The sequence below is a fragment of the Deinococcus aetherius genome, from assembly GCF_025997855.1.
Lineage (GTDB): Bacteria > Deinococcota > Deinococci > Deinococcales > Deinococcaceae > Deinococcus > Deinococcus aetherius.
This window is the reverse complement of the sequence record NZ_AP026560.1, coordinates 1,487,042-1,507,827: the sequence shown is the minus strand read 5'-3', so window position 1 is coordinate 1,507,827 and position 20,786 is coordinate 1,487,042. Positions and strand designations below refer to the sequence as shown.

The 20,786-nt window shown below is 68.7% G+C and carries 20 protein-coding genes and 1 CRISPR repeat array (1 of these 21 cut by a window edge); of the genes, 6 read left to right on the top strand and 14 right to left on the bottom strand.

Translation table 11 applies throughout. The features are described from left to right. Window positions 1-1,912: a CRISPR direct-repeat array (repeat unit 37 nt; unit sequence GTTTCAATCCTCAGCCCACCCAAAGGCAGGCTGCAAC); it reaches 617 nt to the left of the window's first position. Window positions 1,913-2,098: 186 nt separating this feature from the next. Genes DAETH_RS07555 through DAETH_RS07535 form a run of 5 tightly spaced genes read right to left on the bottom strand, consistent with a single transcriptional unit; the run spans window position 2,099 to window position 5,904 of the window. Continuing rightward, complete coding sequence (locus DAETH_RS07555) at window positions 2,099-2,500, bottom strand: DUF4259 domain-containing protein (protein ID WP_264777301.1); 402 nt, start codon at window positions 2,498-2,500, stop codon at window positions 2,099-2,101. A 4-nt stretch (window positions 2,501-2,504) separates the two neighbouring features. Next, complete coding sequence (locus DAETH_RS07550; protein ID WP_264777300.1) at window positions 2,505-3,200, bottom strand: metallophosphoesterase family protein; 696 nt, start codon at window positions 3,198-3,200, stop codon at window positions 2,505-2,507. 24 nt (window positions 3,201-3,224) lie between these two features. Beyond that, window positions 3,225-3,521 (bottom strand): DUF7710 domain-containing protein, encoded by a 297-nt coding sequence (locus DAETH_RS07545; RefSeq protein WP_264777299.1) that lies wholly within the window; start codon window positions 3,519-3,521, stop codon window positions 3,225-3,227. Then, window positions 3,522-4,748: a flavodoxin-dependent (E)-4-hydroxy-3-methylbut-2-enyl-diphosphate synthase gene (gene ispG, locus DAETH_RS07540; protein WP_264777298.1), complete on the bottom strand. Its 1,227-nt coding sequence runs from the start codon at window positions 4,746-4,748 to the stop codon at window positions 3,522-3,524. It lies immediately after the preceding gene. 43 nt (window positions 4,749-4,791) lie between these two features. Continuing rightward, on the bottom strand, window positions 4,792-5,904 hold the full coding sequence (locus DAETH_RS07535) for a BMP family lipoprotein (RefSeq protein WP_264777297.1): 1,113 nt from the start codon (window positions 5,902-5,904) through the stop codon (window positions 4,792-4,794). Between the two features lie 254 nt (window positions 5,905-6,158). On the opposite strand from DAETH_RS07535, the gene DAETH_RS07530 reads away from it, so the two are divergent. After that, window positions 6,159-7,973 (top strand): alpha-amylase family glycosyl hydrolase, encoded by a 1,815-nt coding sequence (locus tag DAETH_RS07530; RefSeq protein WP_406585106.1) that lies wholly within the window; start codon window positions 6,159-6,161, stop codon window positions 7,971-7,973. On the opposite strand, the gene DAETH_RS07525 is transcribed toward DAETH_RS07530, so the two are convergent. Beyond that, on the bottom strand, window positions 7,930-8,484 hold the full coding sequence (locus DAETH_RS07525; protein ID WP_264777295.1) for a P-loop NTPase family protein: 555 nt from the start codon (window positions 8,482-8,484) through the stop codon (window positions 7,930-7,932). The genes DAETH_RS07530 and DAETH_RS07525 overlap by 44 nt on opposite strands. 86 nt (window positions 8,485-8,570) lie before the next feature. On the opposite strand from DAETH_RS07525, the gene DAETH_RS07520 reads away from it, so the two are divergent. Further along, entirely contained in the window at window positions 8,571-8,948 is a 378-nt protein-coding gene (locus DAETH_RS07520; RefSeq protein ID WP_264777294.1) for an NADH-quinone oxidoreductase subunit 15, read from the top strand. Window positions 8,949-8,951: 3 nt separating this feature from the next. Here DAETH_RS07520 and DAETH_RS07515 read toward each other — a convergent pair whose 3' ends face one another. From DAETH_RS07515 to DAETH_RS07485, 8 genes are all read right to left on the bottom strand, one after another. Further along, complete coding sequence (locus DAETH_RS07515) at window positions 8,952-9,527, bottom strand: class I SAM-dependent methyltransferase (RefSeq protein WP_264777293.1); 576 nt, start codon at window positions 9,525-9,527, stop codon at window positions 8,952-8,954. 88 nt (window positions 9,528-9,615) lie between these two features. After that, the gene (locus tag DAETH_RS24640) at window positions 9,616-10,074 is read right to left on the bottom strand and encodes a hypothetical protein (protein ID WP_406585098.1); all 459 of its coding nucleotides are present in this window, start codon (window positions 10,072-10,074) and stop codon (window positions 9,616-9,618) included. A gap of 6 nt (window positions 10,075-10,080) precedes the next feature. After that, window positions 10,081-10,542, bottom strand: a complete 462-nt coding sequence (locus DAETH_RS07510; RefSeq protein ID WP_264777292.1) for a divergent PAP2 family protein — start codon at window positions 10,540-10,542, stop codon at window positions 10,081-10,083. Window positions 10,543-10,556: 14 nt separating this feature from the next. Further along, window positions 10,557-11,420: a bifunctional methylenetetrahydrofolate dehydrogenase/methenyltetrahydrofolate cyclohydrolase FolD gene (gene folD, locus DAETH_RS07505; protein WP_264777291.1), complete on the bottom strand. Its 864-nt coding sequence runs from the start codon at window positions 11,418-11,420 to the stop codon at window positions 10,557-10,559. Beyond that, window positions 11,417-11,920, bottom strand: coding sequence for a transcription antitermination factor NusB (gene nusB, locus DAETH_RS07500; protein WP_264777290.1), 504 nt, complete (start codon window positions 11,918-11,920; stop codon window positions 11,417-11,419). Before nusB ends, folD begins: the two co-directional genes overlap by 4 nt. Next, window positions 11,917-12,267 (bottom strand): Asp23/Gls24 family envelope stress response protein, encoded by a 351-nt coding sequence (locus DAETH_RS07495; RefSeq protein WP_264777289.1) that lies wholly within the window; start codon window positions 12,265-12,267, stop codon window positions 11,917-11,919. The genes nusB and DAETH_RS07495 overlap by 4 nt, the downstream gene beginning before the upstream one ends. A gap of 178 nt (window positions 12,268-12,445) precedes the next feature. After that, window positions 12,446-14,515, bottom strand: a complete 2,070-nt coding sequence (ligA, locus tag DAETH_RS07490) for an NAD-dependent DNA ligase LigA (RefSeq protein WP_264777288.1) — start codon at window positions 14,513-14,515, stop codon at window positions 12,446-12,448. 68 nt (window positions 14,516-14,583) lie between these two features. Continuing rightward, window positions 14,584-15,018: a bleomycin resistance protein gene (locus DAETH_RS07485; protein WP_264777287.1), complete on the bottom strand. Its 435-nt coding sequence runs from the start codon at window positions 15,016-15,018 to the stop codon at window positions 14,584-14,586. A gap of 213 nt (window positions 15,019-15,231) precedes the next feature. On the opposite strand from DAETH_RS07485, the gene DAETH_RS07480 reads away from it, so the two are divergent. The 4 genes from DAETH_RS07480 to DAETH_RS07465 all read left to right on the top strand — a co-directional run bounded on the left by DAETH_RS07480 (window position 15,232) and on the right by DAETH_RS07465 (window position 20,786). Then, window positions 15,232-16,332, top strand: a complete 1,101-nt coding sequence (locus DAETH_RS07480; protein ID WP_264777286.1) for a BMP family lipoprotein — start codon at window positions 15,232-15,234, stop codon at window positions 16,330-16,332. An 82-nt stretch (window positions 16,333-16,414) separates the two neighbouring features. After that, window positions 16,415-16,861, top strand: coding sequence for a DoxX family protein (locus DAETH_RS07475; protein WP_264777285.1), 447 nt, complete (start codon window positions 16,415-16,417; stop codon window positions 16,859-16,861). Window positions 16,862-17,025: 164 nt separating this feature from the next. Next, window positions 17,026-20,049 carry an excinuclease ABC subunit UvrA gene (gene uvrA, locus DAETH_RS07470; RefSeq protein ID WP_264777284.1) on the top strand — a complete coding sequence of 1,008 codons (3,024 nt, stop codon included), beginning with the start codon at window positions 17,026-17,028 and terminating at the stop codon, window positions 20,047-20,049. Continuing rightward, the gene (locus DAETH_RS07465; protein WP_264777283.1) at window positions 20,046-20,786 is read left to right on the top strand and encodes a hypothetical protein; all 741 of its coding nucleotides are present in this window, start codon (window positions 20,046-20,048) and stop codon (window positions 20,784-20,786) included. The genes uvrA and DAETH_RS07465 overlap by 4 nt, the downstream gene beginning before the upstream one ends.

Here is a 20,786-nt window from a genome sequence, read left to right as displayed (position 1 = left end):
ACACCCTGGCAAGCAACGTCGAGGGGTTTCAATCCTCAGCCCACCCAAAGGCAGGCTGCAACGGGGCGCTGCTCTCTCCGTTCACGTCTCCGGCGGTTTCAATCCTCAGCCCACCCAAAGGCAGGCTGCAACCGGCAGCAGGTAGAGCGGGCTGGCCGGAGTGGTTTCAATCCTCAGCCCACCCAAAGGCAGGCTGCAACGTACAGGGCCTCGGCGTTATCGCGGGCGGTGAGCAGGTTTCAATCCTCAGCCCACCCAAAGGCAGGCTGCAACCCCCCGATCAAGCGGACGGTCTCGGCGTGGTCGCGGTTTCAATCCTCAGCCCACCCAAAGGCAGGCTGCAACAGGTGCCAGTGGCCCCGGGTGTCCTGCCGGATAGGTTTCAATCCTCAGCCCACCCAAAGGCAGGCTGCAACACGGTTTACATCGCCCTCGCGGCGCGACTCGCCGTTTCAATCCTCAGCCCACCCAAAGGCAGGCTGCAACCCTTTGAGCGCAGGCCGCCATTCGGCACGGCGAAGTTTCAATCCTCAGCCCACCCAAAGGCAGGCTGCAACGCTCCCCTGCGCGGGCACCTCGCGCACCTCGGCTCGTTTCAATCCTCAGCCCACCCAAAGGCAGGCTGCAACCTCATCTACCAGACCCGTAAGCAGGCATAGGAGGGTTTCAATCCTCAGCCCACCCAAAGGCAGGCTGCAACGGTGTCACACGAAGGGCGACTCTGTCGGTATGGCAGTTTCAATCCTCAGCCCACCCAAAGGCAGGCTGCAACGGGACTGATGTGGGCTCCCATTGAGGGCTCCCCGGTTTCAATCCTCAGCCCACCCAAAGGCAGGCTGCAACGCAGGTGCCAGTAGAGCTTTGCCCGCAGGTTGGCGTTTCAATCCTCAGCCCACCCAAAGGCAGGCTGCAACGACGGCCTGCCCGGCGGGCGTGTCCTCGATGGGCACGTTTCAATCCTCAGCCCACCCAAAGGCAGGCTGCAACCCACCGAGCGGGACGAGGCGCGCGGGCAGTACGAGTTTCAATCCTCAGCCCACCCAAAGGCAGGCTGCAACTCGTGGCCCGCGTAATGGGTCCACGCCTCCAGCCCGTTTCAATCCTCAGCCCACCCAAAGGCAGGCTGCAACCCCGGGTCGTTTGCCGCCCCCCCCGTTTTCCCCAGGTTTCAATCCTCAGCCCACCCAAAGGCAGGCTGCAACGTCGTGATGATGAGTGATTGCCCCTCCTCCGGGAGGTTTCAATCCTCAGCCCACCCAAAGGCAGGCTGCAACCATCCCGGGCACGTTGGCGTCCAGGTCGTCCGGGTTTCAATCCTCAGCCCACCCAAAGGCAGGCTGCAACCGAGGAGCGCGCGAGGAGGGCGCGCGAGCTGGGTTTCAATCCTCAGCCCACCCAAAGGCAGGCTGCAACACGTCCATGCTCTCGTACTCGGCGACCTTCGTGTTTCAATCCTCAGCCCACCCAAAGGCAGGCTGCAACTAGACGGGGAGGTAAACCTCCCCCCCGGGGTGGCAGTTTCAATCCTCAGCCCACCCAAAGGCAGGCTGCAACCCCGTTCAGGAGGACCACACCATGACCAGCACCGTGTTTCAATCCTCAGCCCACCCAAAGGCAGGCTGCAACCACGATCACCATGCTGGACAACCCCGGCACCGGGTTTCAATCCTCAGCCCACCCAAAGGCAGGCTGCAACTTGATCCACACGCCGGCGCGCGCGTTGTCCTGATAGTTTCAATCCTCAGCCCACCCAAAGGCAGGCTGCAACATGTTCGGGGACTCGGCCCCCGCGGACGGGCCGGTGTTTCAATCCTCAGCCCACCCAAAGGCAGGCTGCAACGCCGGCGCCTCCAGTTCGGCCGACTGAGCCCGGGTGTTTCAATCCTCAGCCCACCCAAAGGCAGGCTGCAACGGTCGCGCGCTGGAACCTGACCAGCACGCGTTCCGCTTTGTATTCTGCGCGAACCCGGCGCCTGCCGTCCAACTTGGGCCAGCAGGACGGCAGCCGGTGGCACGCGCTGGGCCCGGATCAGCCTTTAAGGCTTGCGCGAACGTCCCCTGTTTCGGGTGGGCACCAGGGGTTCGCGTAGATTTTCCCCTACTCCAGCGCCGCCAGCAAACGCACCACATCCGCACGCCACGCCCACGCGTCCTCCTCGTCCTCCCAGAGGTCGGGGAGTTCACTGCCTTCGCCGATCACTCGCTCCACGGCGGCGCGGCCCACGTCGCGCAGGGGTTCGAGGTCGGCGGGGTGGGCGCCCGCGAGCCACGCGCGCAGCCCCGCGTCCGTGATCTGCCCGGTGTCACCCGTCAGCCCGGCGACCAGCACCTCGGCGGCGGCGAGGGCGCGATGGCCCTCCTCGGCGGCGAGAAAGTCGGTGTCGGGGTCGAGCGCCACGTCGAACGCCTCGGCGAGGGCGACGGCGCCGTCCTGCACCACTTCCTCCGCGAAGGCCGCACCCACCTCGTTCTCGAAACTGCCGATGCCCCAGACGTTCATGCGGTTATTGTGCCAGCCCGGTGCGGAGCCAGTGGGCGCGGTCGGGGCGGCCCTTCCTTTCGGTTTCCCGCGCCGCCCGTTCATGGTCGTAGGGGACGGCGTGGAAGCGAACCTCCCAGCCCGCGCGCGTCTGTGTGAGCGTGGCGTAGCGCGCGTGCGGGCTGAAATTTTCCACGACGTAGGGATCAGGGGCAGCGTCGTAGGCGGGGAGCCCGACGCTCCCGGGATTGACGACGAGCGGCCCATCGGGAAGCTGCACCATGCGGGGCAGGTGGGTGTGCGCGCAGGCAACCACAGCCACACGGATGTTCCCGAGCCGCGCCTGAATCTCAGGGATGGTGGCGGGTCTCGTCCCCTGCGGCGTGACGGTCAGCATCAGGTGGGTGGTATTGCTGGTCGGCGTCCCGTGACAACAGAACACGTCATCGAGGGTCAGCGTGAGGGGCAAGCCCGCCAGAAAAACCCTCTGTGTGGTGGAGAGCTGTAAATCAGGGTGCGCAACGTCCTGTTCCTCGTCGTGGTTACCGCGCACGCCGGGAAAGGCCATCAGCCGCTCCACCGTGCCTGCGGGATCGACATTGCCCCACACGGCGTCTCCGAGATTCACCGTGGCATCCACGTCCTGGCGGGCAATGTCTTCCAGCACGGCATCCAGCGCAAACACGTTGGCGTGAACGTCGGCGATCAGGGCAAGGCGCATGGGGAATTATATGGAGAGGAGCCGTTACCCTTCCTCCGCGAAGGGCAGGGGATCGTCGTTTTCATAGTGGTGATGCGGCTGGTACACCGATGAGAACCGTGCCCGGAACTTCGGCGTCCCATGCTCGGGCTTGGGCTTGAACTTGCCCTCGCCTACCACCCAGTCGTACACGCTGAGGTCGAGCGGATACCACGTCAGTATGCCTGCCAGACCATGTTCACCGACCCAGGCTTCGGCCCGTTCCCGCGTCGTGAACACGGCGGCGGGGTGCTGGGCCCCCAAGCCCATGAACACCCAGACTCCGGCCCGGTCCTCCGCCATTCAGACGCCCGCCCGCTCCCGCCCGTACCGCTCCTCCACATACCGCTCCAGCAACTCCTGGAAGTCCTCGGCGATGCGGGGCCCCCTCAGCGTGGTCAGCAACTTGCCGTCCTGGTACACCGGGGCGCGCGGGTCCTCGCCCGTGCCCGGCAGGGAAATCCCGATGTTGGCGTGCTTGCTCTCGCCGGGGCCGTTCACGATGCAGCCCATGACGGCGACCTGCATCTCCTCGACGCCGGGATATTTCGCCTTCCAGACGGGCATCGCGTCCCGGATGTAGTCCTGAATCTTCTGGGCGAGTTCCTGGAAGAAGGTGGAGGTCGTGCGCCCGCAGCCGGGGCAGGAGGTGACCTGCGGCAGGAACTGCCGCAGGCCGAGGCTCTGGAGAATCTGCTGGGCGACCTCGACCTCCAGCTTGCGGGGGGCGCCGGGCTCGGGGGTGAGCGACACGCGGATGGTGTCGCCGATGCCGTCCACCAGCAGGGGGGCAAGGGCCACGCTGGACGCCACGATGCCCTTCATCCCCATGCCCGCCTCGGTGAGGCCGAGGTGCAGGGGGTAGTCACACTGAGAGACGAGCTGGCGGTACACCTGCCACAGCTCGGGGGCGGAGCTGACCTTGACGGAGATGATGATCCTGTCGTGCGGGAGGCCCAGCCCCTCGGCGTAGGCGGCGCTTTCCAAGGCCGAGACGACCATCGCGTCGATCATCACGTCGGTGCCGCTCTTGGGGCTGCCTCGCCGGGCGTTCTCGTCCATCAGGCGGGCGAGAACCTGCTGATCCAGGGAACCCCAGTTCACCCCGATACGGACGGGCTTGCCGAACTCCTTCGCCACCTCGATCATCGTGGCGAAGTTGGCGTCGTGGTGCTGCCCGGCGCCGACGTTGCCGGGGTTGATGCGGTACTTGGCGAGGAGGCGGGCCGTCTCGGGGAACTCGGCGAGGAGGATGTGGCCGTTGTAGTGGAAGTCGCCCACGATGGGCACGTCGATTCCGAGGTCATGCAGCCGGGCGACGATCTCGGGGACGGCGGCGGCGGCCTCGCGGGTGTTGACGGTCACGCGGACGATCTCGGACCCGGCGCGGGCGAGCTGGGCGACCTGGATCGCGGTGGCCTCGGCGTTCGCGGTGTCGGTGTTCGTCATGGACTGCACGACGATGGGGTGGGCGCCTCCCACGGGCACGTTCCCCACCCAGGCGGTGACGGTCTGGCGGCGGGCGGTCATGCCCCCAGTCTACCTGCGGGGGCCGGGACGTTTCAGGCGGGGACTACTGGACGGGCACCTTCACCACGCCGTTCACGATCATCCGCTGGACCTTCGTCAGCTTGGCCCTGAGGGCGGGCGGAACCAGAGCGGCGTTGAAGTCGCCCATGCTGAGTTCGATGCCGCCGTTCTCGACCCCGAAGGTGCGGTCCCCGGCCCGCCACGGCCTGCCCTTGGCGACCTCGTCCACGAGGGTGAAGACGGCGTTGTCCGCCCGCTTGAGGACGCTCGTCAGGGTGTGGTTGAGGGTCTTGCGGTCCACGTCGGTGTCGCCGGGGGCGTCGAGACTGCTCTCGGTGGCGATGGCGAAGACGGGGCGGGTGTTGCCGTGGCACTCGGCCCGGTAGGGGTCGCTGCGGGGCACGTTCCGGTAGGGGTCGGCGTGGAAGCGCACCCCGGCGGGCAGCCTGGACGCGCGCAGGCACTGGACGGCGGTCGCGGCGGTGACCACGCCCCGGTTGCCCGCCCCCACCGCCGCGAGGATGATGTCGGCGCCTCGCGCGTACTGCCCCCGGGCGAGCGAGGCGGCGCCCACCATGTTTCCCCCCCTGGGCAGGCTGGCGCGCAGGACCCGGCAGTCGGGGCAGGCGAGGGTCACGCCCGCCTCGAAGCCCGCGCGGTACTTGCGGGCGGTGGCGTCCTCCGCCCCGGTGATCACGCCCAGCACCCGCGTGCTCGTCACGTTGGCGGCGAGGAACCCGGCCAGGAAGCCGCCCTCCTGCTCGCGGAAGCGCAGGCCGACGGTGTTCGCGCCGCCCGGCAACGCGTCCACCCCCACGAAGCGGACCTTCGGGAACTCACCGGCGGCCTTGCTGAGGGCCCCGGCGCTCGCGCGACCGACCCCGATCACCAGGGTGCTGCCCGAGCGGGCGGCGGCGCGGGCCCGGCTCAGCATGTCGTTCTGATCGGCGGAGGTGACGGTGTCGTAGGGCATCCCGTGTTCGCGCACGGCACGCTCCAGCCCGCCCCCCGCCGACTCGTTGACGGCCTTGTCCCACGGGCCCGCCGGGTCGAAGATCAGGGTGACGCTGGTGGCGGGCGCGGCGGCGGGGGCGGTGCCCGTGAGGGCCGCGAGCGTCAGCAGGGACGCCCGAAGGAATCGGGAGCGGTTCGTCATCGTGCCCCAGTGTGGGGGCCGGTCCCTGTCGGGAACCTTGCAGGCGCCGGGTTCCACGGGCGAAAGTTCGCATCCCGCCCGGAGTCGGCCTGCCCCCTTGACCGGACGCGCCCGCCCCTTCAGACTTGCGGGACGGTTCGGGGTGCGCCCCGAGCGGACAACCCGAAGGCAACGCTTGCCCGCCCGGCACGACCTCCTGTGAAAGACCAGGAGGGAACGTGCCGGGTGGTGTTTTGGAGAGAACAGGAATGAACATGAACTGGGCGGCAGAGGCACAACACGATCACACGCCGGGCTACACCGAGCGGCTGGGCGCGGGAGTCGGCGAGACGGTGCGAATCCGGGTGCGGACGACGCTCCCGGTCACCGGGGTCAAACTCAAGCTCGTGCGGGTGGGCGAGATCGAACTCCTCCCGGCGGGGGAAGTCGAGGTTCCGGGCACCGAGGGCCGCTGGTTCGAGGCCGAGTTGCCGGTCCATGAGGGGCGGGTGCGCTACGCCTGGCTGCTCCTCTTCCCCGATGACCACCTCAACCTCACGGCGCTGGGGCTGCACCACTCGCGGCGAGGCTTTCGGAACTGGTTCCAGTACCTCGCCGGACACGTCGCGCCGGAGTGGGCGTGGCGCAGCGTCTTCTACCAGATCTTTCCCGACCGCTTCCGCAACGGCGACCCCGCGAACGACGTGCGGACGGGCGAGTACCTGTACGCCGGGCGGCCCGTCGAGCACGCCGAGTGGGGAACACCGATCACCAAATCGGGTGACATCCACGTGCACTACGGCGGCGATCTCCAGGGGGTCACGCAGGCCCTCCCGTACCTGCAAGACCTCGGCGTGAACGCCCTGTGGCTCACCCCGATTTTCGTCAGCCCGTCGAACCACCGCTACGACATCAGCGACTACCGCCATGTCGATCCGCACCTGGGGGGGGACGCGGCGTGGGAGGAGTTGTCGGCGGCGGCGGTGGGGGCAGGCATCCGCATCGTGCTCGACGGCGTGTTCAACCATATGGGGAACGAGAACGTGCTGTTCCGGGCGGCGCTGGCGAGCAAGGACGCCCCCGAGCGAGCCCTGTTCACCTGGCGGGACGAGCCGGGCAAGCCGCCTTACCACGCCTTTTTCGACGTGCCGACCCTGCCCAAGATCGACTACCGCAACGAGTTCGCGGTGCAGGAATTCTTCAGCGGCGAGGCGAGCGTGGTGCGCCACTGGCTGCGGCAGGGCGCGGCGGGCTGGCGGCTGGACGTGGCGCACATGATCGGATCGGGCGGCACGGACGAGGACAACCTGCCGCTGCACCGGGCGCTCAGGGCGGCGGCGCGCGAGGAGAGGCCCGACGCCTACGTCTTCGGCGAACGCTTCTACGACCCTGAACACGCCCTCGACGGGCGGGGCGAGGACGGGGCGATGAACTACCACGGCTTCGGCCTGCCCGTCATGCAGTGGCTGGGCGGCGAGACGCACCTGGGGGAGCCCAGCCGGATGGACGGCCTTGAACTCGCCGACATCCTCTGGGACGCCTACCACGCCCTGCCGCCCCAGGTGGCGCTGAGCATGTTCAACCTCTTGGAGTCGCACGACATCTCGCGGGCGCTGAGGCGGGTGGAGGGCGACCGCACCCGCTTCCTGGCCGCCTTCACCCTCCTGATGGGCTACGCGGGCGTGCCCTGCACGTACTACGGCTCGGAGATCGGCCTCTCGCAGCACACACGCGGCCAGATGCCCTGGTGCCGCGAGAGCATGCCCTGGGACGAGGCGAAATGGGATCAGGACTTGCGGGCGAGGGTCCGGGCCCTCATCCACCTTCGCCGTGAGACGCACGTCCTGCACGAGGGGAATCTCCGCTTCCTGCACGCAGAGAGGGACGCCCTCGCCTTCCTGCGCGAGTCCACGCACGCGGACGGGCGGGCGGAGCGGGCGGTCGTGGTCGCCAGCCGCCGGGCCGGGGCGCACGAGGTGACCCTCACCCTCCCGGCGGGCGAGTGGCGGGACGGGATCAGCGGCGAGGTGCTTGGGGGCGGCTCGGTCACCTTGGACGCGGCGGGGGGGCGGGTGCTGCTTCAGGGCTGAGGGAGGCGAGCCAGCAGTCGGCCTCACGCGGTGAGCGCAGCCGCACCACGCGCAGGTGGGGGAACTGGGCGATCAGCCCCGGCGTCTCCCGCCTGCGCCGCCCGTGGGTGCGGAAAAACCACGCGAGGGTGCCGTCCCGGGTCAGGAGGTTGACCCCCAGCCGCTCGCGGTTGCCGTTCCACAACACCTCACGCGTCAGGCCCCGCCGCACGGTTCGCCGCAGTAGCCTCCAGAACACGAGCGGGGCGGGGTAGTCCAGCCACACGAGCGTGTCGGCCCGCGTCCAGCCCAGGTCGCGGGCCTTGGCGTAATTGCCGTCCAGCACCCAGGCGGGCTGTGCCGTGAAGGCGTTCACCCGGGCGCGGAACTGCTCCAGCGGCGCCTCCTGCCAGTCCGGGAGGTGGTTCCAGGCGTCCTGCTCGCCGTGCGGGAGCTTCAACCGGACCGCGAGAGCCCGCGCCAGAGTCGTCTTGCCGCTGCCTGTCGTTCCGATCACGATGACGCGCCGCATGGGGGGAGGAAAGCACGCCGCGCCCGGGAAAGGCATCGGCAAAATGATTCACCCCTCCCCCGCCGCGCTTGTTACACTCGTTCCACATGGCACACGCATCCGACGGGCACCTGTACGCGCAGTGGGTCGAACTCCTGGGCTGGCTGGAGGCGGAGGCCGCAGCACGGGGTCTGGGCTTCCAGAAGGTCGCCGACTTCCCCGACTACATCTACCGCATGGAGCGCCCCTACGACCTGCCCACCACGGTGATGAGCGTGGCGCTCCTGGCGGGCGGTCACCCCCTCCTCGTCGCGGCGGTCAGTCCCCGGCACGTGGACCTGGGGGGGGTGAGCCTGCGGCTGATGGGCGGGAGCAAGCACTGGCACCTGCACGCGGGCGAGCGCGGCCTCTTGGAGGGCAAGCGGCCCTTCACCCGCGAGCGGCTGGGCCTGATCCTCGACGGGGCCATGAAGGGCGTGGCGTAAGCTCTACCGCGCGTCCAGCGGTTTCCTCGCGTCGAGAATCAGGGAGACGAAGCCGAGGCGCCCGTCGCGGTTGCGGTGGTCGAGGAGCAGGGAGCGGTAGATTGGACCCGTCGCCACGTCCCACCCGTGGGAGTGGAAACGCCCCTCGTCATCGCAGTATTCGAGGAGGTCGACCGTGAAGCCCGCGCTTCTGAATACGTCGGTAAAGAGGCGGTGGTCGTAGACGATCTTGTGGTCGGCGGCGGGGTGGTTCGCCGGGCCGGGGCCGCCCACCTGCACGACGCGCTGGTACTCGGGGTCGGGGAAGTTCGCGTCGGGCACGGCGCAGCGCAGGAAGCCGCCCGGTTTCAGGAACTCGAAGCACAACCGGGCGGCGGCGCGGCCCTCGTCCTCGGTCAGGTGCTCCCAGACGTGTTCGCACAGCAGGGCGTCGGCCCGCCGATCCCCGAACCACACCTCCCACGTCCGGCGGTCGAGGAGGTCGAGTTCTTCGCGCTGAGTCGGAATCCAGCCTTCCCACCTCTGTTCCCCGGCGCCGAGGATGACGCGCAACTTGTTCCTGTTCAGCTCGGTCGTCACGTCGCGCAGGGTACCAGACCTCGTCTCACAGCACCCGGAAGGACAGAAACGCCAGCCTGATTCCGAGGCGTAGGACCGACAGGAGAAGTTAAGAAGTGCCTGTTTTTCCTTCGCAACGCCCTAAAAACTGCCCAACGTCTTCAAAGGAGACGGGCCATTCGGAGATCGAGTAGCCTTCCTCATTCACCCTATTGCGCCTGTGGATGTGTGCCTGTGCGTCCGTGCTGGAGAGCCGTCCCCCAGCCACGGCAGCAAAAAGCACATGCTGTTGTATAAAGACAGTATCTCCCTCCCGGTACAGAATCCATCGGAAGACGAAATTCTGCGAGTCGGGATGTCGGATAGAAGTTACGAGAGCAACAGCGTTCTGCTCATACTCTATCAGTCTTCGGAGAGCTTCGCACCATTGCTCTACATAGTTGTGTTCATTCCAATAAGTCAGCGGGGTGTCAAACTCTTCCTCAAAACCATCAGCACGAAGGACGCCTCGGCAGACCCATTCGTCATAGAACAAGAATGGCTTGCCAAGTAGGCAAATATCGAACATAGTGGATCACAGCACCCGGAACGCCACGAAGCCCGCCCCTACCCCGATCAGCGTGCCCACCAGCACCTCCAGGTACGTGTGCCCGAGGAGCACCTTGAGGGGCAGCGGCGCGAAGCCCTCGCGGACGACGGCGCGCAATTCCTCGATGAGTTCGTTGAGGAGGCGGGCCTGCACGCCGCTGGAGTGCCGCACTCCGGTCGCGTCGTACATTACGATCAGGGCGAAGACGGCGCTGGCGGCAAACAGCGGGCTGCCGAGCCCCTGGGTGAGGGCCACGCCGGTAGAGAGGGCGGAGACCATCGCGGAGTGGCTGCTGGGCATTCCGCCCGTCTCCATCGCGGCGGCGGGGCGCCAGCGGCGTTCGACGAGCAGGATCAGGAGAACCTTGACGACCTGCGCGCCCGTCGAGGAGAGGACGGCGGTCCAGAGCCAGCGGTTCCCGAGAAGGTCGTCAAAGGAGGTGTTCACTCGCGGGAAGGAGTCTAGCGTGTGGGTTGCCGCTCGGCCGCCGTCACCGTGTTCGCCAGAAGCTGCGCAATCGTCATCGGGCCCACACCTCCGGGCACGGGCGTCAGCGCCCCCGCCACCCCGGCCACGTCCGGGTGAACGTCGCCCGTCAGGTGCGCCCTGCGGTCGGGGCCCAGAACGCGGTTGATCCCCACGTCGATGACCGTCGCCCCCGGCTTCACCATGTCCGGCGTGATCAGGTGCGGGCGGCCCACGGCGGCGACCAGCAGGTCGGCTTCCCGCGTCACCGCCGCGAGGTCAACCGTGCGGCTGTGGGCGACGGTGACGGTCGCGTCGGCGTTCAGCAGCAGCGCCGCCATCGGCCGCCCGACGATGTGGCTGCGGCCCACGATCACCGCGCGCTGCCGGGCGACGGGGAGGCCGTAGTGCGAAAGCAGGAACATGATTCCGGCGGGGGTGCAGGGGGTCAGGGTCGGACGCCCGGCCCACAGCTCTCCCACGTTGACCGGGTGAAAGCCGTCCACGTCCTTGCGCGGGTCGATGGCGTGGAGCACCGCCTCTTCGTTGACATGCGGCGGCAGCGGAAGCTGGACGAGGATGCCGTTGACCGACTCGTCCGCGTTCAGCTCCGCGATGAGGGCAAGCAGTTCGGCTTGGCTCGTCTCGGCGGGCAGGGCGTGGACGGTGCTTCGCAGGCCCACCTCGCGCGCCTTGCGGTCCTTGCCGCGCACGTAGCTCACGCTGGCGGGGTCGTCGCCCAGCCGCACCATCACGAGGGTCGGCGGTGTGGGCAGCCGGGCCGCACGGGCGGCGACACTGGCGAGCAAGGCCTCGGCGGCGGGCGGACCGGCGAGGACTCGGGCGGTCGTCGCCGTCACTCCCCCCCCTCCGCCTCGTCTCCCTGCACGGCCCTGGGCGCGGTGTTCAGGCTGCGGCTGAGCCCAGCCAGCACCCCGTTCACGAAGCGGCCCGAGTCCTCGCCGCCGAACTTGCGGGCGATGCGGACGGCGCTCTCGATGACGGGCGGGTGCGGCTCGGGCGTGTACATGAGCTCAAAGGTCGCCAGCCGCAGGATGTTGAGGTCGGTCTGGGCCATCTGCTCGAAGCTCCAGCCCCGGATGGTGCGGTGGAGCGTGTCGTCCACGGCGGCGCGGCGCGTCTTCAGGCCGTCCACGAGCTGCCGCGCGAAGCTCAAAGCCTCCTCGTTGAGCTTCGGGAAGGTGTCGTCCCCCTCGCGCATGGCACCCTCGGCGCGGGTGAAGACGGCCTCCAGCGGCGCGTTCCCCTGCTCGGCCTCGAAGAGCACCCGGAAGGCGAACTCGCGGGCGGCGCGGCGGGTGCCGACGGGCTGGGCGGCCCGCTCGCGTCGGCGGGTCAAGCGTTCCCCTTCGGCAGGGTCACGCCCAGCACCGTCACGTTCACGGCCCGCACCTTCAGGCCGGTCATCAGCTCCACGTTCTCGCACACCGCCTGCTGCGCCTGCCGCGCCACCCCGACGAGGTTGCGCCCGTACTCCACGTTCAGGCCCACGTCCACCGTCACGTTCTGCCCGTCGCGCGTCACCCGCAGCGCCCGGGGACGGCGCGGCCCGCCGCCCTGCTGGCGCAACGCCTCGCCCACCTCGCTGGGCCTGAGGCTCGCGGGCGCGACCTCGATGCCCTCGATGCCGTCGAGGGTCGTCTGCGCGATGTCCGTCAGGACACTCCTGCTGATCTCCACTTCCATGCTTCTCGCCTCCGGTGGGCCGCGAATGGGGAGCGGCCCGGCAACGGGAGACAGTGTAGCGGGGCAGGGCTGCGCCGTGAGTGGTCAGTGGAAAGTGGTGAGTGGATCGTGGCTCCCAGCGTCCCCACTGGGCAGGCGCGGGGCCCCGATGCTCCGGCAGGGCAAACACCACTGACCACTACCCACCCACCACTCCCCGCTCCTCCAGCAACGCCGAGAGCCCCGCCTCGTCCAGCACCTCCGTCCCCAGCTCGCGCGCCCGGTCGAGCTTGCCCCCGGCGTCCTCCCCGGCGATCAGGTAGTCGGTCTTCTTGGTCACGCTGCCTGTCACCCGGGCGCCCTCACGCTCCAGCAGGGCCTTGATCTCCTCGCGGGGGCGGGAGAGGGTGCCGGTGACGACGAAATTCAGCCCGGCGAGGGCGGCGCCGCGCTGGACGGTCTCCTCGACCGGATTGACCCCGTACTCGCGCAGACGGCGCAGGAGCCCCCGCATGTTCTCGTCGGCGAGGGCGGCCGTCACGCTCTGGGCGAGGGTGGCGCCCATCCCCGAGATCGCCTCGATCCGCTCGGGCGTGGCGGCGAGCAGCGCGTCGAGCGTCCCGAACTCGCGGGCAAGGGTCTGGGCCCCCCGCTCGCCGACGTGGCTGATGCCGAGCGCGTTGATCAGCCGCCACAGGGGCCGCGTCTTGCTCGCCTCCAGTTGGGCGAGGACGTTCGCCGCCTTCTTCTCGCCGCTGCGCTCCAGTTCGGCGAGTTGCTCGGCCGTCAGCGTATAGAGGTCGGCGGCGTCTTTCACCAGGCCGACGCTCAGGAGCTGCTCGATCATCTTGTCCCCGAGGCCGCGCACGTCCATCGCCCCCTTGCTCACGAAGTAGCGCAGCCGCTCGTACTGTTGGGCGGGGCAGGCGGGGTTGGGGCAGTAGGTGTTGGCGTCCCCCTCCGCCCGCACCGCCTCATGAGCACACTCGGGGCAGTGGGTGGGGAACTCGAAGGGCACGGCGCCCTCGGGCCGCTTGTCCACCACCACCCGCATGATCTGGGGAATCACGCCGCCCGACTTGCGGACGACCACCGTGTCCCCGATACGCAGGTCCATGTCGCGGATGTAGTCCTCGTTGTGCAGGGTCGCGCGGCTGACGGTGCTCCCCTCGATCAGGCGGGGCGAGAGGTGCGCCAGCGGCGCGAGCTTCCCGGTGCGGCCCACGTTGATGACGATCTGTTCGAGGACCGTCTCGACCTCCTCCACCGGGAATTTGTAGGCGATGGCCCATCTCGGCGCCCGGCTGGTGAAGCCCGCCTCGTCCTGAAGGCGCAGGGAGTCGAGCTTGAGCACCGTGCCGTCCGCGTCGAACTCGAACCCCGCCCGCCCCTCGGTCATGCGGCGGTGGTAGTCGGCGGCGGCTTTGATCCCCGTGAAGGTCTCCGAGTAGCGGCTGGTGGGGAAGCCGTGCCCGGCGAGCCAGGCGAGGAGTTCGGACTGCGAGCGCACGGGCACCCCGTCCCGCTTGCCCAGGCTGTAGAAGAGCGCCTTGAGGTTCCGGGAGCGGGTCACCTCCGGGTCCTTCTGCCGCAGCGCCCCGGCGGCCCCGTTGCGCGGATTCTTGAGGAGCGGCGTGCCCAACTCCTCCGCCCGCGCGTTGTAGGCGGCGAAGTCGGCCCGCGAGAGATAGACCTCGCCGCGCACCTCCAACTCGCCCTTGAGCCCCGGAATCTCGCGCGGGATGCCGGGGACGGTGAGGACCTGCTCGGTGACCATCTCGCCGGTCACGCCGTTCCCCCGCGTCGCCCCCCACTGCAAGACGCCGTCCACGTAGTAGAGATTGACGCTCAGGCCGTCGATCTTGAGTTCCCCGGTGTACGTGAAGCCGTCGTAGTCGGGGGGGAGGTTCAGGGCCCGCGCCAGCTTCTCCTGCCACTCGGCCAGTTCCTCGTCGTCGAACACGTTGTCGAGGCTGGTCATGGGCGTGGGGTGGTTGACGTGCTGGAAGGCCCCGCTGGGCGCCCCGCCGACCTGCCCGGTGGGAGTGGGGCCGACCGCCCACTCGGGGTGCAGTTCCTCGATAGCCCGCAGTTCCCGCACCATCCGGTCGTACACGTCGTCGGGGATCTCGGGGGCGTCCAGTTCGTAATACGCGCGGGCGTGGCGCTCGACCTCGGCGCGCAGGGCACGGTACTGTTCCTCGGTGGACTGGGCCCCCGTGACATCGGCGTGGACGGCGGCGGACGGGTCCGGGGCGGGCTGATCCATGTCCGGCAGCGTAGCACCGGGATTTGGCGTGGGCAGGTGCACTTTCCTCCAGTCTGCGTCGCCTGCCCTCACTTCCGGGAGTTGCGTGCAGGACGGGTCCCCAGGGACTCGAAGGGCCGCAGGACATAGCCGTCGGGGTCCAGCACCACGAACTGACGGTTCCCGGCCTCCCGGTCCCCTTGCCGATACCAGCGGTCTTCGAGGGGAAGGAGGACTCGGCTCCCCGCCTCAAGAACCCGCCCGTACATGCTCTCCACGTCCTCCACCTCGACCTGGAGGTGCAACCCACGGCCGAAGGGGTGCTCCAGTTCCCCGGCGATGAACGTCCGGGCCGGGTCGGTCGTCTGCTCCAGCATCAACTCGGCGCCGCCCAGGTCCAGATAGGCGAAGCGGTCCTCGGGGCGGGCATAGACGACGCGGAAGCCCAGGACCCGCGTATAGAAGTCCAGCGAGGCGGCGAAGTCGGAGGAATACAGTTCGGGGACGATCCGGGGAGCGGGCACCCGCCCACCTTGGCCCAGAGGCGGCGGCGGCGCAACGGGGGCGCGTTGTTTCCTCGGTGGAGAGGAGGAACGTCGACGCGCTCACCAAGTCTCTCATCCATCTCAGCCCCCCCTGAGGTCGGTAAAACCCAGGGGACGGCTCCATCCCGTATACTCTGGACTGGGTTCAAGCCAAACCAAGAGCACCCGATTCCCTTCCTCGGAGGACACCGAATGAAGAAATTTCTGACGCTGGCCCTGGCCCTGACCTCTTCTCTCGCGTTCGCGCAGGGCGCCCTGCGCGTGGGCATGGCCTACGACGCGGGCGGCAAGTTCGACCGCTCCTTCAACCAGAGCGCCTACGAGGGCGGCAAGCGCGCCGTCAAGAACCTCGGCGTGCAGCTCAAGGACTTCGAGCCGGGCGACCCCAGCCAGGTGATCCAGGGCATCCGCTCCTTCGCCAACGAGGGCTTCGACCTGACCGTCGGTGTGGGCTTCGCCAACAACGCCTCGATCACCCAGGTCGCCAAGGAGAACCCCGACCTCTACTTCGGCCTGGTGGACGACGTGAGCCCGCAGAAGAACGTGGCGAGCCTCGTCTTCGCCGAGCAGGAGGGCAGCTACCTCGTGGGCTACCTCGCCGGGCTGAACTCCTCCACGGGCGTGGTGGGCTTTGTCGGCGGCATGGACATCCCCCTGATCCACAAGTTCGAGGCCGGGTACACGGCGGGCGTGAAGGCCGCCAACCCTAATGCGCGCGTCATCGCCCAGTACGTCGGCACCACGCCCGAGGCGTGGAACAACCCCGGCAAGGCCAAGGAGATCGCGGCCTCCATGCGCGCCAAGGGGGCGGACATCATCTTCGCGGCGGCGGGCGCCAGCGGCAACGGCGTGATCGACTACGTCAAGCAGACCCAGTGCCTGAAGGCGGCGAATCTGCCCAGCGGCGTGAAGTTCACCTCCAACAACTTCGCCAAGGTGACCAAGAGCGCCAGCTACCGCCAGGCGTGCGCGGGCAACACCCGGCCCCTGTTCTTCATCGGCGTGGACTCGAACCAGAACTACCTGGGCGACTTCGACAAGAACCCCGCCACCCTCAACCACGGCCTGACCTCCATGCTCAAGCGGGTGGACAACGCCGTGTACTCGCTCATCAACGACGTGAAGAACGACCGCTTCAAGGGCGGCGAGCGCCGCTTCGGCCTGAAGGAAGGCGGCGTGGGCTACGCGGTCGACCAGTACAACCGCGCCCTGATCCCCAGCAGCCAGGTCGCCCGGGTCGAGGCCGCCAAGGCGCGCATCATCAGCGGCGCGATCAAGGTGCCCACGAAGTAAACCTCGGCTTTTTCCCGGGGAGGCGGCCCGCGCGGCTCGCCTCCTCTCTTTTCGGTCTTTCGGGGAGGGTACACTGCCCCCTGTGAAGCGCCAGCCCGAGGTCGCGCTCGCCCTGGTGCGGGCCGTGGTCGGCGTGGTCTTCGCCCTGCACGGGGCGGACAAGATTTTCGGGTCGGGGTTGGAGGCGGTCACCGCGAACTTCGGGGCGTGGCGGGTGCCCCTCCCCCTCCTCACCGCCCCGCTCGTCGCCGTGCTGGAACTGGCGGGCGGGGTGCTGCTCGTTCTGGGGCTCGGGGCCCGGCCCATCGCGGCGGCGCTGGCCGCCGAGATGCTGGCGGCGATCTGGTTCGTCCACCGGGGGGGTGGGTTCTTCGCCCCGCGCGGGGTGGAGTTGCCCCTGCTGCTGCTTGTCGGCTGCGCGGCGGTGGCGCTGGGGGGACCGGGCAGACCCGCCTTCGAGCGGTCGGAAGCGCCTCCTCCCCCTGTCCAGCGCACCCAGGCGAAGCGGGGACGCAAGGGCCACGGTTAAGGTCCACCCACCCCCGTTCCCCGGCGCTCAGACCTGCGCTCTGCCCTTCCGAGGTGTTAGAATGGCCCGTTTCAGAGCGAAGGGCCCGGGGGTCCTTACGCGGCGAACAGAACCCCTCTGCGGCGTGCGCGCGTGCGGGACGCCGTTTCCAAAGGAGCCTGAGTTTGCAGAACCAGAACCTAGTGGTGCGCGGGGCGCGGGAACACAACCTCAAGAACGTGACGGTCGAGCTGCCGCGCGACAAGTTCGTGGTGATCACGGGCGTGTCGGGCAGCGGCAAGAGTACCCTGGCCTTCGACACGATCTATGCGGAAGGACAGCGCCGCTACGTCGAGAGCTTAAGCGCCTACGCCCGGCAGTTCCTCGGCCTGATGGAGAAGCCCGACGTGGAGGCCATCGAAGGGCTCTCCCCCGCCATTTCCATCGACCAGAAGACGACGAGCCACAACCCCAGAAGCACGGTCGGCACCGTCACCGAGATTCACGACTACCTGCGTCTGCTGTACGCGCGGGTGGGGACGCCGTACTGCCCCATCTGCGGGCGCAAGATCGAGAAGCAGTCGCCGAGCGAGATCACCGACCGATTGCTGAGTCAGTTCAAGGACGCGCGGGCCATCCTCCTCGCCCCGGTCGTGCGCGGGCGCAAGGGCGAGTACCGCAAGCTGCTGGGCGACCTGCGGCGGGAGGGCTTCGCCCGCGTGCGGGTGGACGGCACCCTCTACGAGCTGGAGGAGGCCGAGAAGCTCAAGCTGGAGAAGTTCGAGAAGCACGACGTGGACGTGGTGGTGGACCGCGTGACCCTGCGCGAGTCCGACCGCAGCCGCATCGCGGAGAGCGTGGAACTCGGGCTGCGGCGGGGCGAGGGCCTGCTGCGCGTCCTGATGCCCGACGCGGGCGAGGGCGGCACGCCGCTCGAAGAACTCTTCTCCGAGAAGTTCGCCTGCCCGGAGCACGGCAGCGTCCTCGAAGAACTCGAACCGCGCTCCTTCTCCTTCAACTCCCCTTACGGCGCGTGCGGCGACTGCGCGGGGCTGGGCAGCAAGCAGGAGTTCTCGCCCGAACTCGTGGTCGACGAGAACCTGAGCATCGCCGAGGGCGCCATTCTGCCCTGGAGCAAGAAGGGCACCGGGGGCGGCGTGTACTACTGGGACAAGCTCAAGGCGCTCGCCGAGCACCTGGAGTTCGACCTTAAAACGCCCTGGCGTGGCCTCCCCGAGAAGGCGAAGCGGGCGATCCTGCACGGGCCGGGCGAGCCCTTCGAGGTGATCTACCGCCGGGGCGGCAAGGAAACCATGCGCTTCACGACCGAGTTCGAGGGCGTGATTCCCAACCTGGAGCGGCGTTTTGCCGACACCGAGTCGGAGTTCATGCGCGAGAAGCTTGAGGAGATGATGGAACTCCGCCCCTGCCCGACCTGCGGGGGGACGCGGTACAAGCCCGAGATTCTGGCGGTGCGGGTGGGCGGCCTGAACATCTCCCAGGCGAGCGGGATGAGCGTGCTGGAGTCGGACGCCTTCTTCCACAGTTTGCAGGAGGGTGGCCTGGACCACGAGACCATCGAGCCCCATCTGGGGGGGCACCTCGGTGGCACCGCGAAAGCACATCCGCCCCGGCGCTACGAGTACGGCCTGAACGAGTTCGGGGCGGCGGTCGGCGCGCCGATCCTGCGGGCGATCCGCACCCGGCTGAGGTTCCTGGTGGACGTGGGGCTCGACTACCTTTCTCTCGACCGCACCGCGAACACCCTCAGCGGCGGGGAGGCCCAGCGCATCCGCCTCGCCACGCAGGTCGGCTCGGGGCTGACGGGCGTGCTGTACGTCCTGGACGAGCCGAGCATCGGCCTGCACCCCAAGGACAACGGGCGGCTGATCGGGACCCTCAAGAACCTGCGCGACCTCGGGAACACCCTGATCGTCGTCGAACACGACGAGGACACCATGCTGGAGGCGGACTACCTCGTGGACATGGGGCCGGGCGCCGGCGTCCACGGCGGCGAGATCGTGGCGGTGGGGACGCCGGAGGAGGTGCGCGAGAACGAGGGCAGCCTGACGGGCAAGTACCTGCGCGGCGAACTGAAGATCGAGGTGCCCGCCAGCCGCAGGCGCGGCAACGGCAAGCGGCTGAAGGTCATCGGCGCCCGCGAGCACAACCTGAGGGACGTGAGCATCGACATTCCGCTGGGGACGATGACGGTGGTGACCGGCCCCTCGGGCTCGGGCAAGTCCACCCTGATTCACGACATCCTGCACGCGACGCTCGCGCGCGAGCTGAACGGGGCGAAGACGACGCCGGGCCGCTACGACCGCATTGAGGGGATGGAACACCTCGACAAGGTGATCGAGATCGACCAGAGCCCCATCGGGCGGACGCCGAGGAGCAACCCGGCGACGTACACGGGCGTCTTCACCGAGATCCGGGACCTCTTCACCCGGACGCCGGAGGCCCGGCGGCGCGGCTACCAGGCCGGTCGCTTCTCCTTCAACGTGAAGGGCGGGCGCTGCGAGCACTGCAAGGGCGACGGGGTGATGAAGATCGAGATGAACTTCCTCCCCGACATCTACGTGCCGTGCGAGGTCTGCAAGGGGGCCCGCTACAACCGCGAGACGCTGGAGGTCAAGTACAACGGCAAGACGATCTCCGAGGTGCTCGACCTGACCGTGGAGGACGCCCGCGCCTTCTTCGAGAACATCCCCGGCATCGAGCGCAAGATGCAACTGCTGTGCGACGTGGGATTGGGCTACATGCGGATCGGGCAGCCCTCGACCACCCTCTCCGGCGGCGAGGCCCAGCGCATCAAGCTCGCCACGGAGCTGAGCAAGCGGGCGACCGGAAAGACGATCTACATCCTCGACGAGCCGACGACCGGGCTGCACTTCGAGGACGTGCGCAAGCTGATGGAGGTGCTGCAACGGCTGGTGGAGGGCGGGAACACCCTGCTCGTCATCGAGCACAACCTCGACGTGATGAAGTGCGCCGACCACATCATCGACCTGGGGCCCGAGGGCGGCGTGCGGGGCGGCACGGTGGTGGCGACGGGGACACCCGAGCAGATGGCCGCCCACCCCACGAGCTACACGGGCGAGTACCTGCGCCGGGTGCCGGGCATCGTGCCCGCCGGGGAGAACGCAGAACTCGTGGGCGCGGCGCCCGAGAGGAAGACCCGTGCGAAGAAGGCGGTGGGCGCGTGACGGGGACGGCCTCCCCGACCCGGCCGAAGCGTCGGGCCCGCCTCAACCCGGGGCCCGCGCGGGTGTCCCCCGTCTGGACCGTGCTGCGGCTTCTCGGCGGCTGGGTGACGGTGGCGGCGCTGGCGTACCTTCTGTGGACGTGGCCGCCCGCCGACTGGTCGATGCGGCTCCTCTTCTGGGTGGGCCTGACGATCCTGGCAGACGAGTTCGGCGGGTGGTTCGGGTACCTGGGAGCGGTGCTGGGGGGGCTGCCCTTCTTCGTTCCCGAACTGCTCACCCCCCAGTGGACGGTGATCGTGCCGCTGGTGGGGGGCGCCCTGCTCGCGCTGCTGCTCGTGAAGCACTCGGGGGGTGCCTTCGTACTCCCCTTCGCCGCCGCCGTCTTCGCGCTGCCGCTCCTGGCCGTGGGGAGATACGGCACCAAGCTCGACCCGGAACTGACCCTGCCCGGCAACGCCACCTTTCAGCGCACAGCCCTGACCGCGATGCTCGCTGCTCTGGCCTTCAGCTTCGTGCGGCAACTCGTCGGGGTGGCGTGGCGGTACGCGGCACGCCGCCGGGCGAGGCGAGCGGCGCTGGCCGCCGCCCCCGCTCCCGTGCTCCCGGTGGCCGCCGCCCCGGCTCCCGCTCCCACCGCGCCGACGGCGGCCACCCAGGTCATCACGGCGACCGCCGCGCCCGAGGAGGGACAGGTCGGCCTGCCCAGCAGCCACCGGGAATCGGGGCGCCACGGCTGA

Bases quoted from the DNA above. Each gene is read 5' to 3' on its own strand.
- DAETH_RS07555 (WP_264777301.1), bottom strand. From the start codon at position 2,500: ATGAACGTCTGGGGCATCGGCAGTTTCGAGAACGAGGTGGGTGCGGCC.
- DAETH_RS07550 (WP_264777300.1), bottom strand. From the start codon at position 3,200: ATGCGCCTTGCCCTGATCGCCGACGTTCACGCCAACGTGTTTGCGCTG.
- DAETH_RS07545 (WP_264777299.1), bottom strand. From the start codon at position 3,521: ATGGCGGAGGACCGGGCCGGAGTCTGGGTGTTCATGGGCTTGGGGGCC.
- ispG (WP_264777298.1), bottom strand. From the start codon at position 4,748: ATGACCGCCCGCCGCCAGACCGTCACCGCCTGGGTGGGGAACGTGCCC.
- DAETH_RS07535 (WP_264777297.1), bottom strand. From the start codon at position 5,904: ATGACGAACCGCTCCCGATTCCTTCGGGCGTCCCTGCTGACGCTCGCG.
- DAETH_RS07530 (WP_406585106.1), top strand. From the start codon at position 6,159: ATGAACTGGGCGGCAGAGGCACAACACGATCACACGCCGGGCTACACC.
- DAETH_RS07525 (WP_264777295.1), bottom strand. From the start codon at position 8,484: ATGCGGCGCGTCATCGTGATCGGAACGACAGGCAGCGGCAAGACGACT.
- DAETH_RS07520 (WP_264777294.1), top strand. From the start codon at position 8,571: ATGGCACACGCATCCGACGGGCACCTGTACGCGCAGTGGGTCGAACTC.
- DAETH_RS24640 (WP_406585098.1), bottom strand. From the start codon at position 10,074: ATGTTCGATATTTGCCTACTTGGCAAGCCATTCTTGTTCTATGACGAA.
- DAETH_RS07495 (WP_264777289.1), bottom strand. From the start codon at position 12,267: ATGGAAGTGGAGATCAGCAGGAGTGTCCTGACGGACATCGCGCAGACG.
- ligA (WP_264777288.1), bottom strand. From the start codon at position 14,515: ATGGATCAGCCCGCCCCGGACCCGTCCGCCGCCGTCCACGCCGATGTC.
- DAETH_RS07480 (WP_264777286.1), top strand. From the start codon at position 15,232: ATGAAGAAATTTCTGACGCTGGCCCTGGCCCTGACCTCTTCTCTCGCG.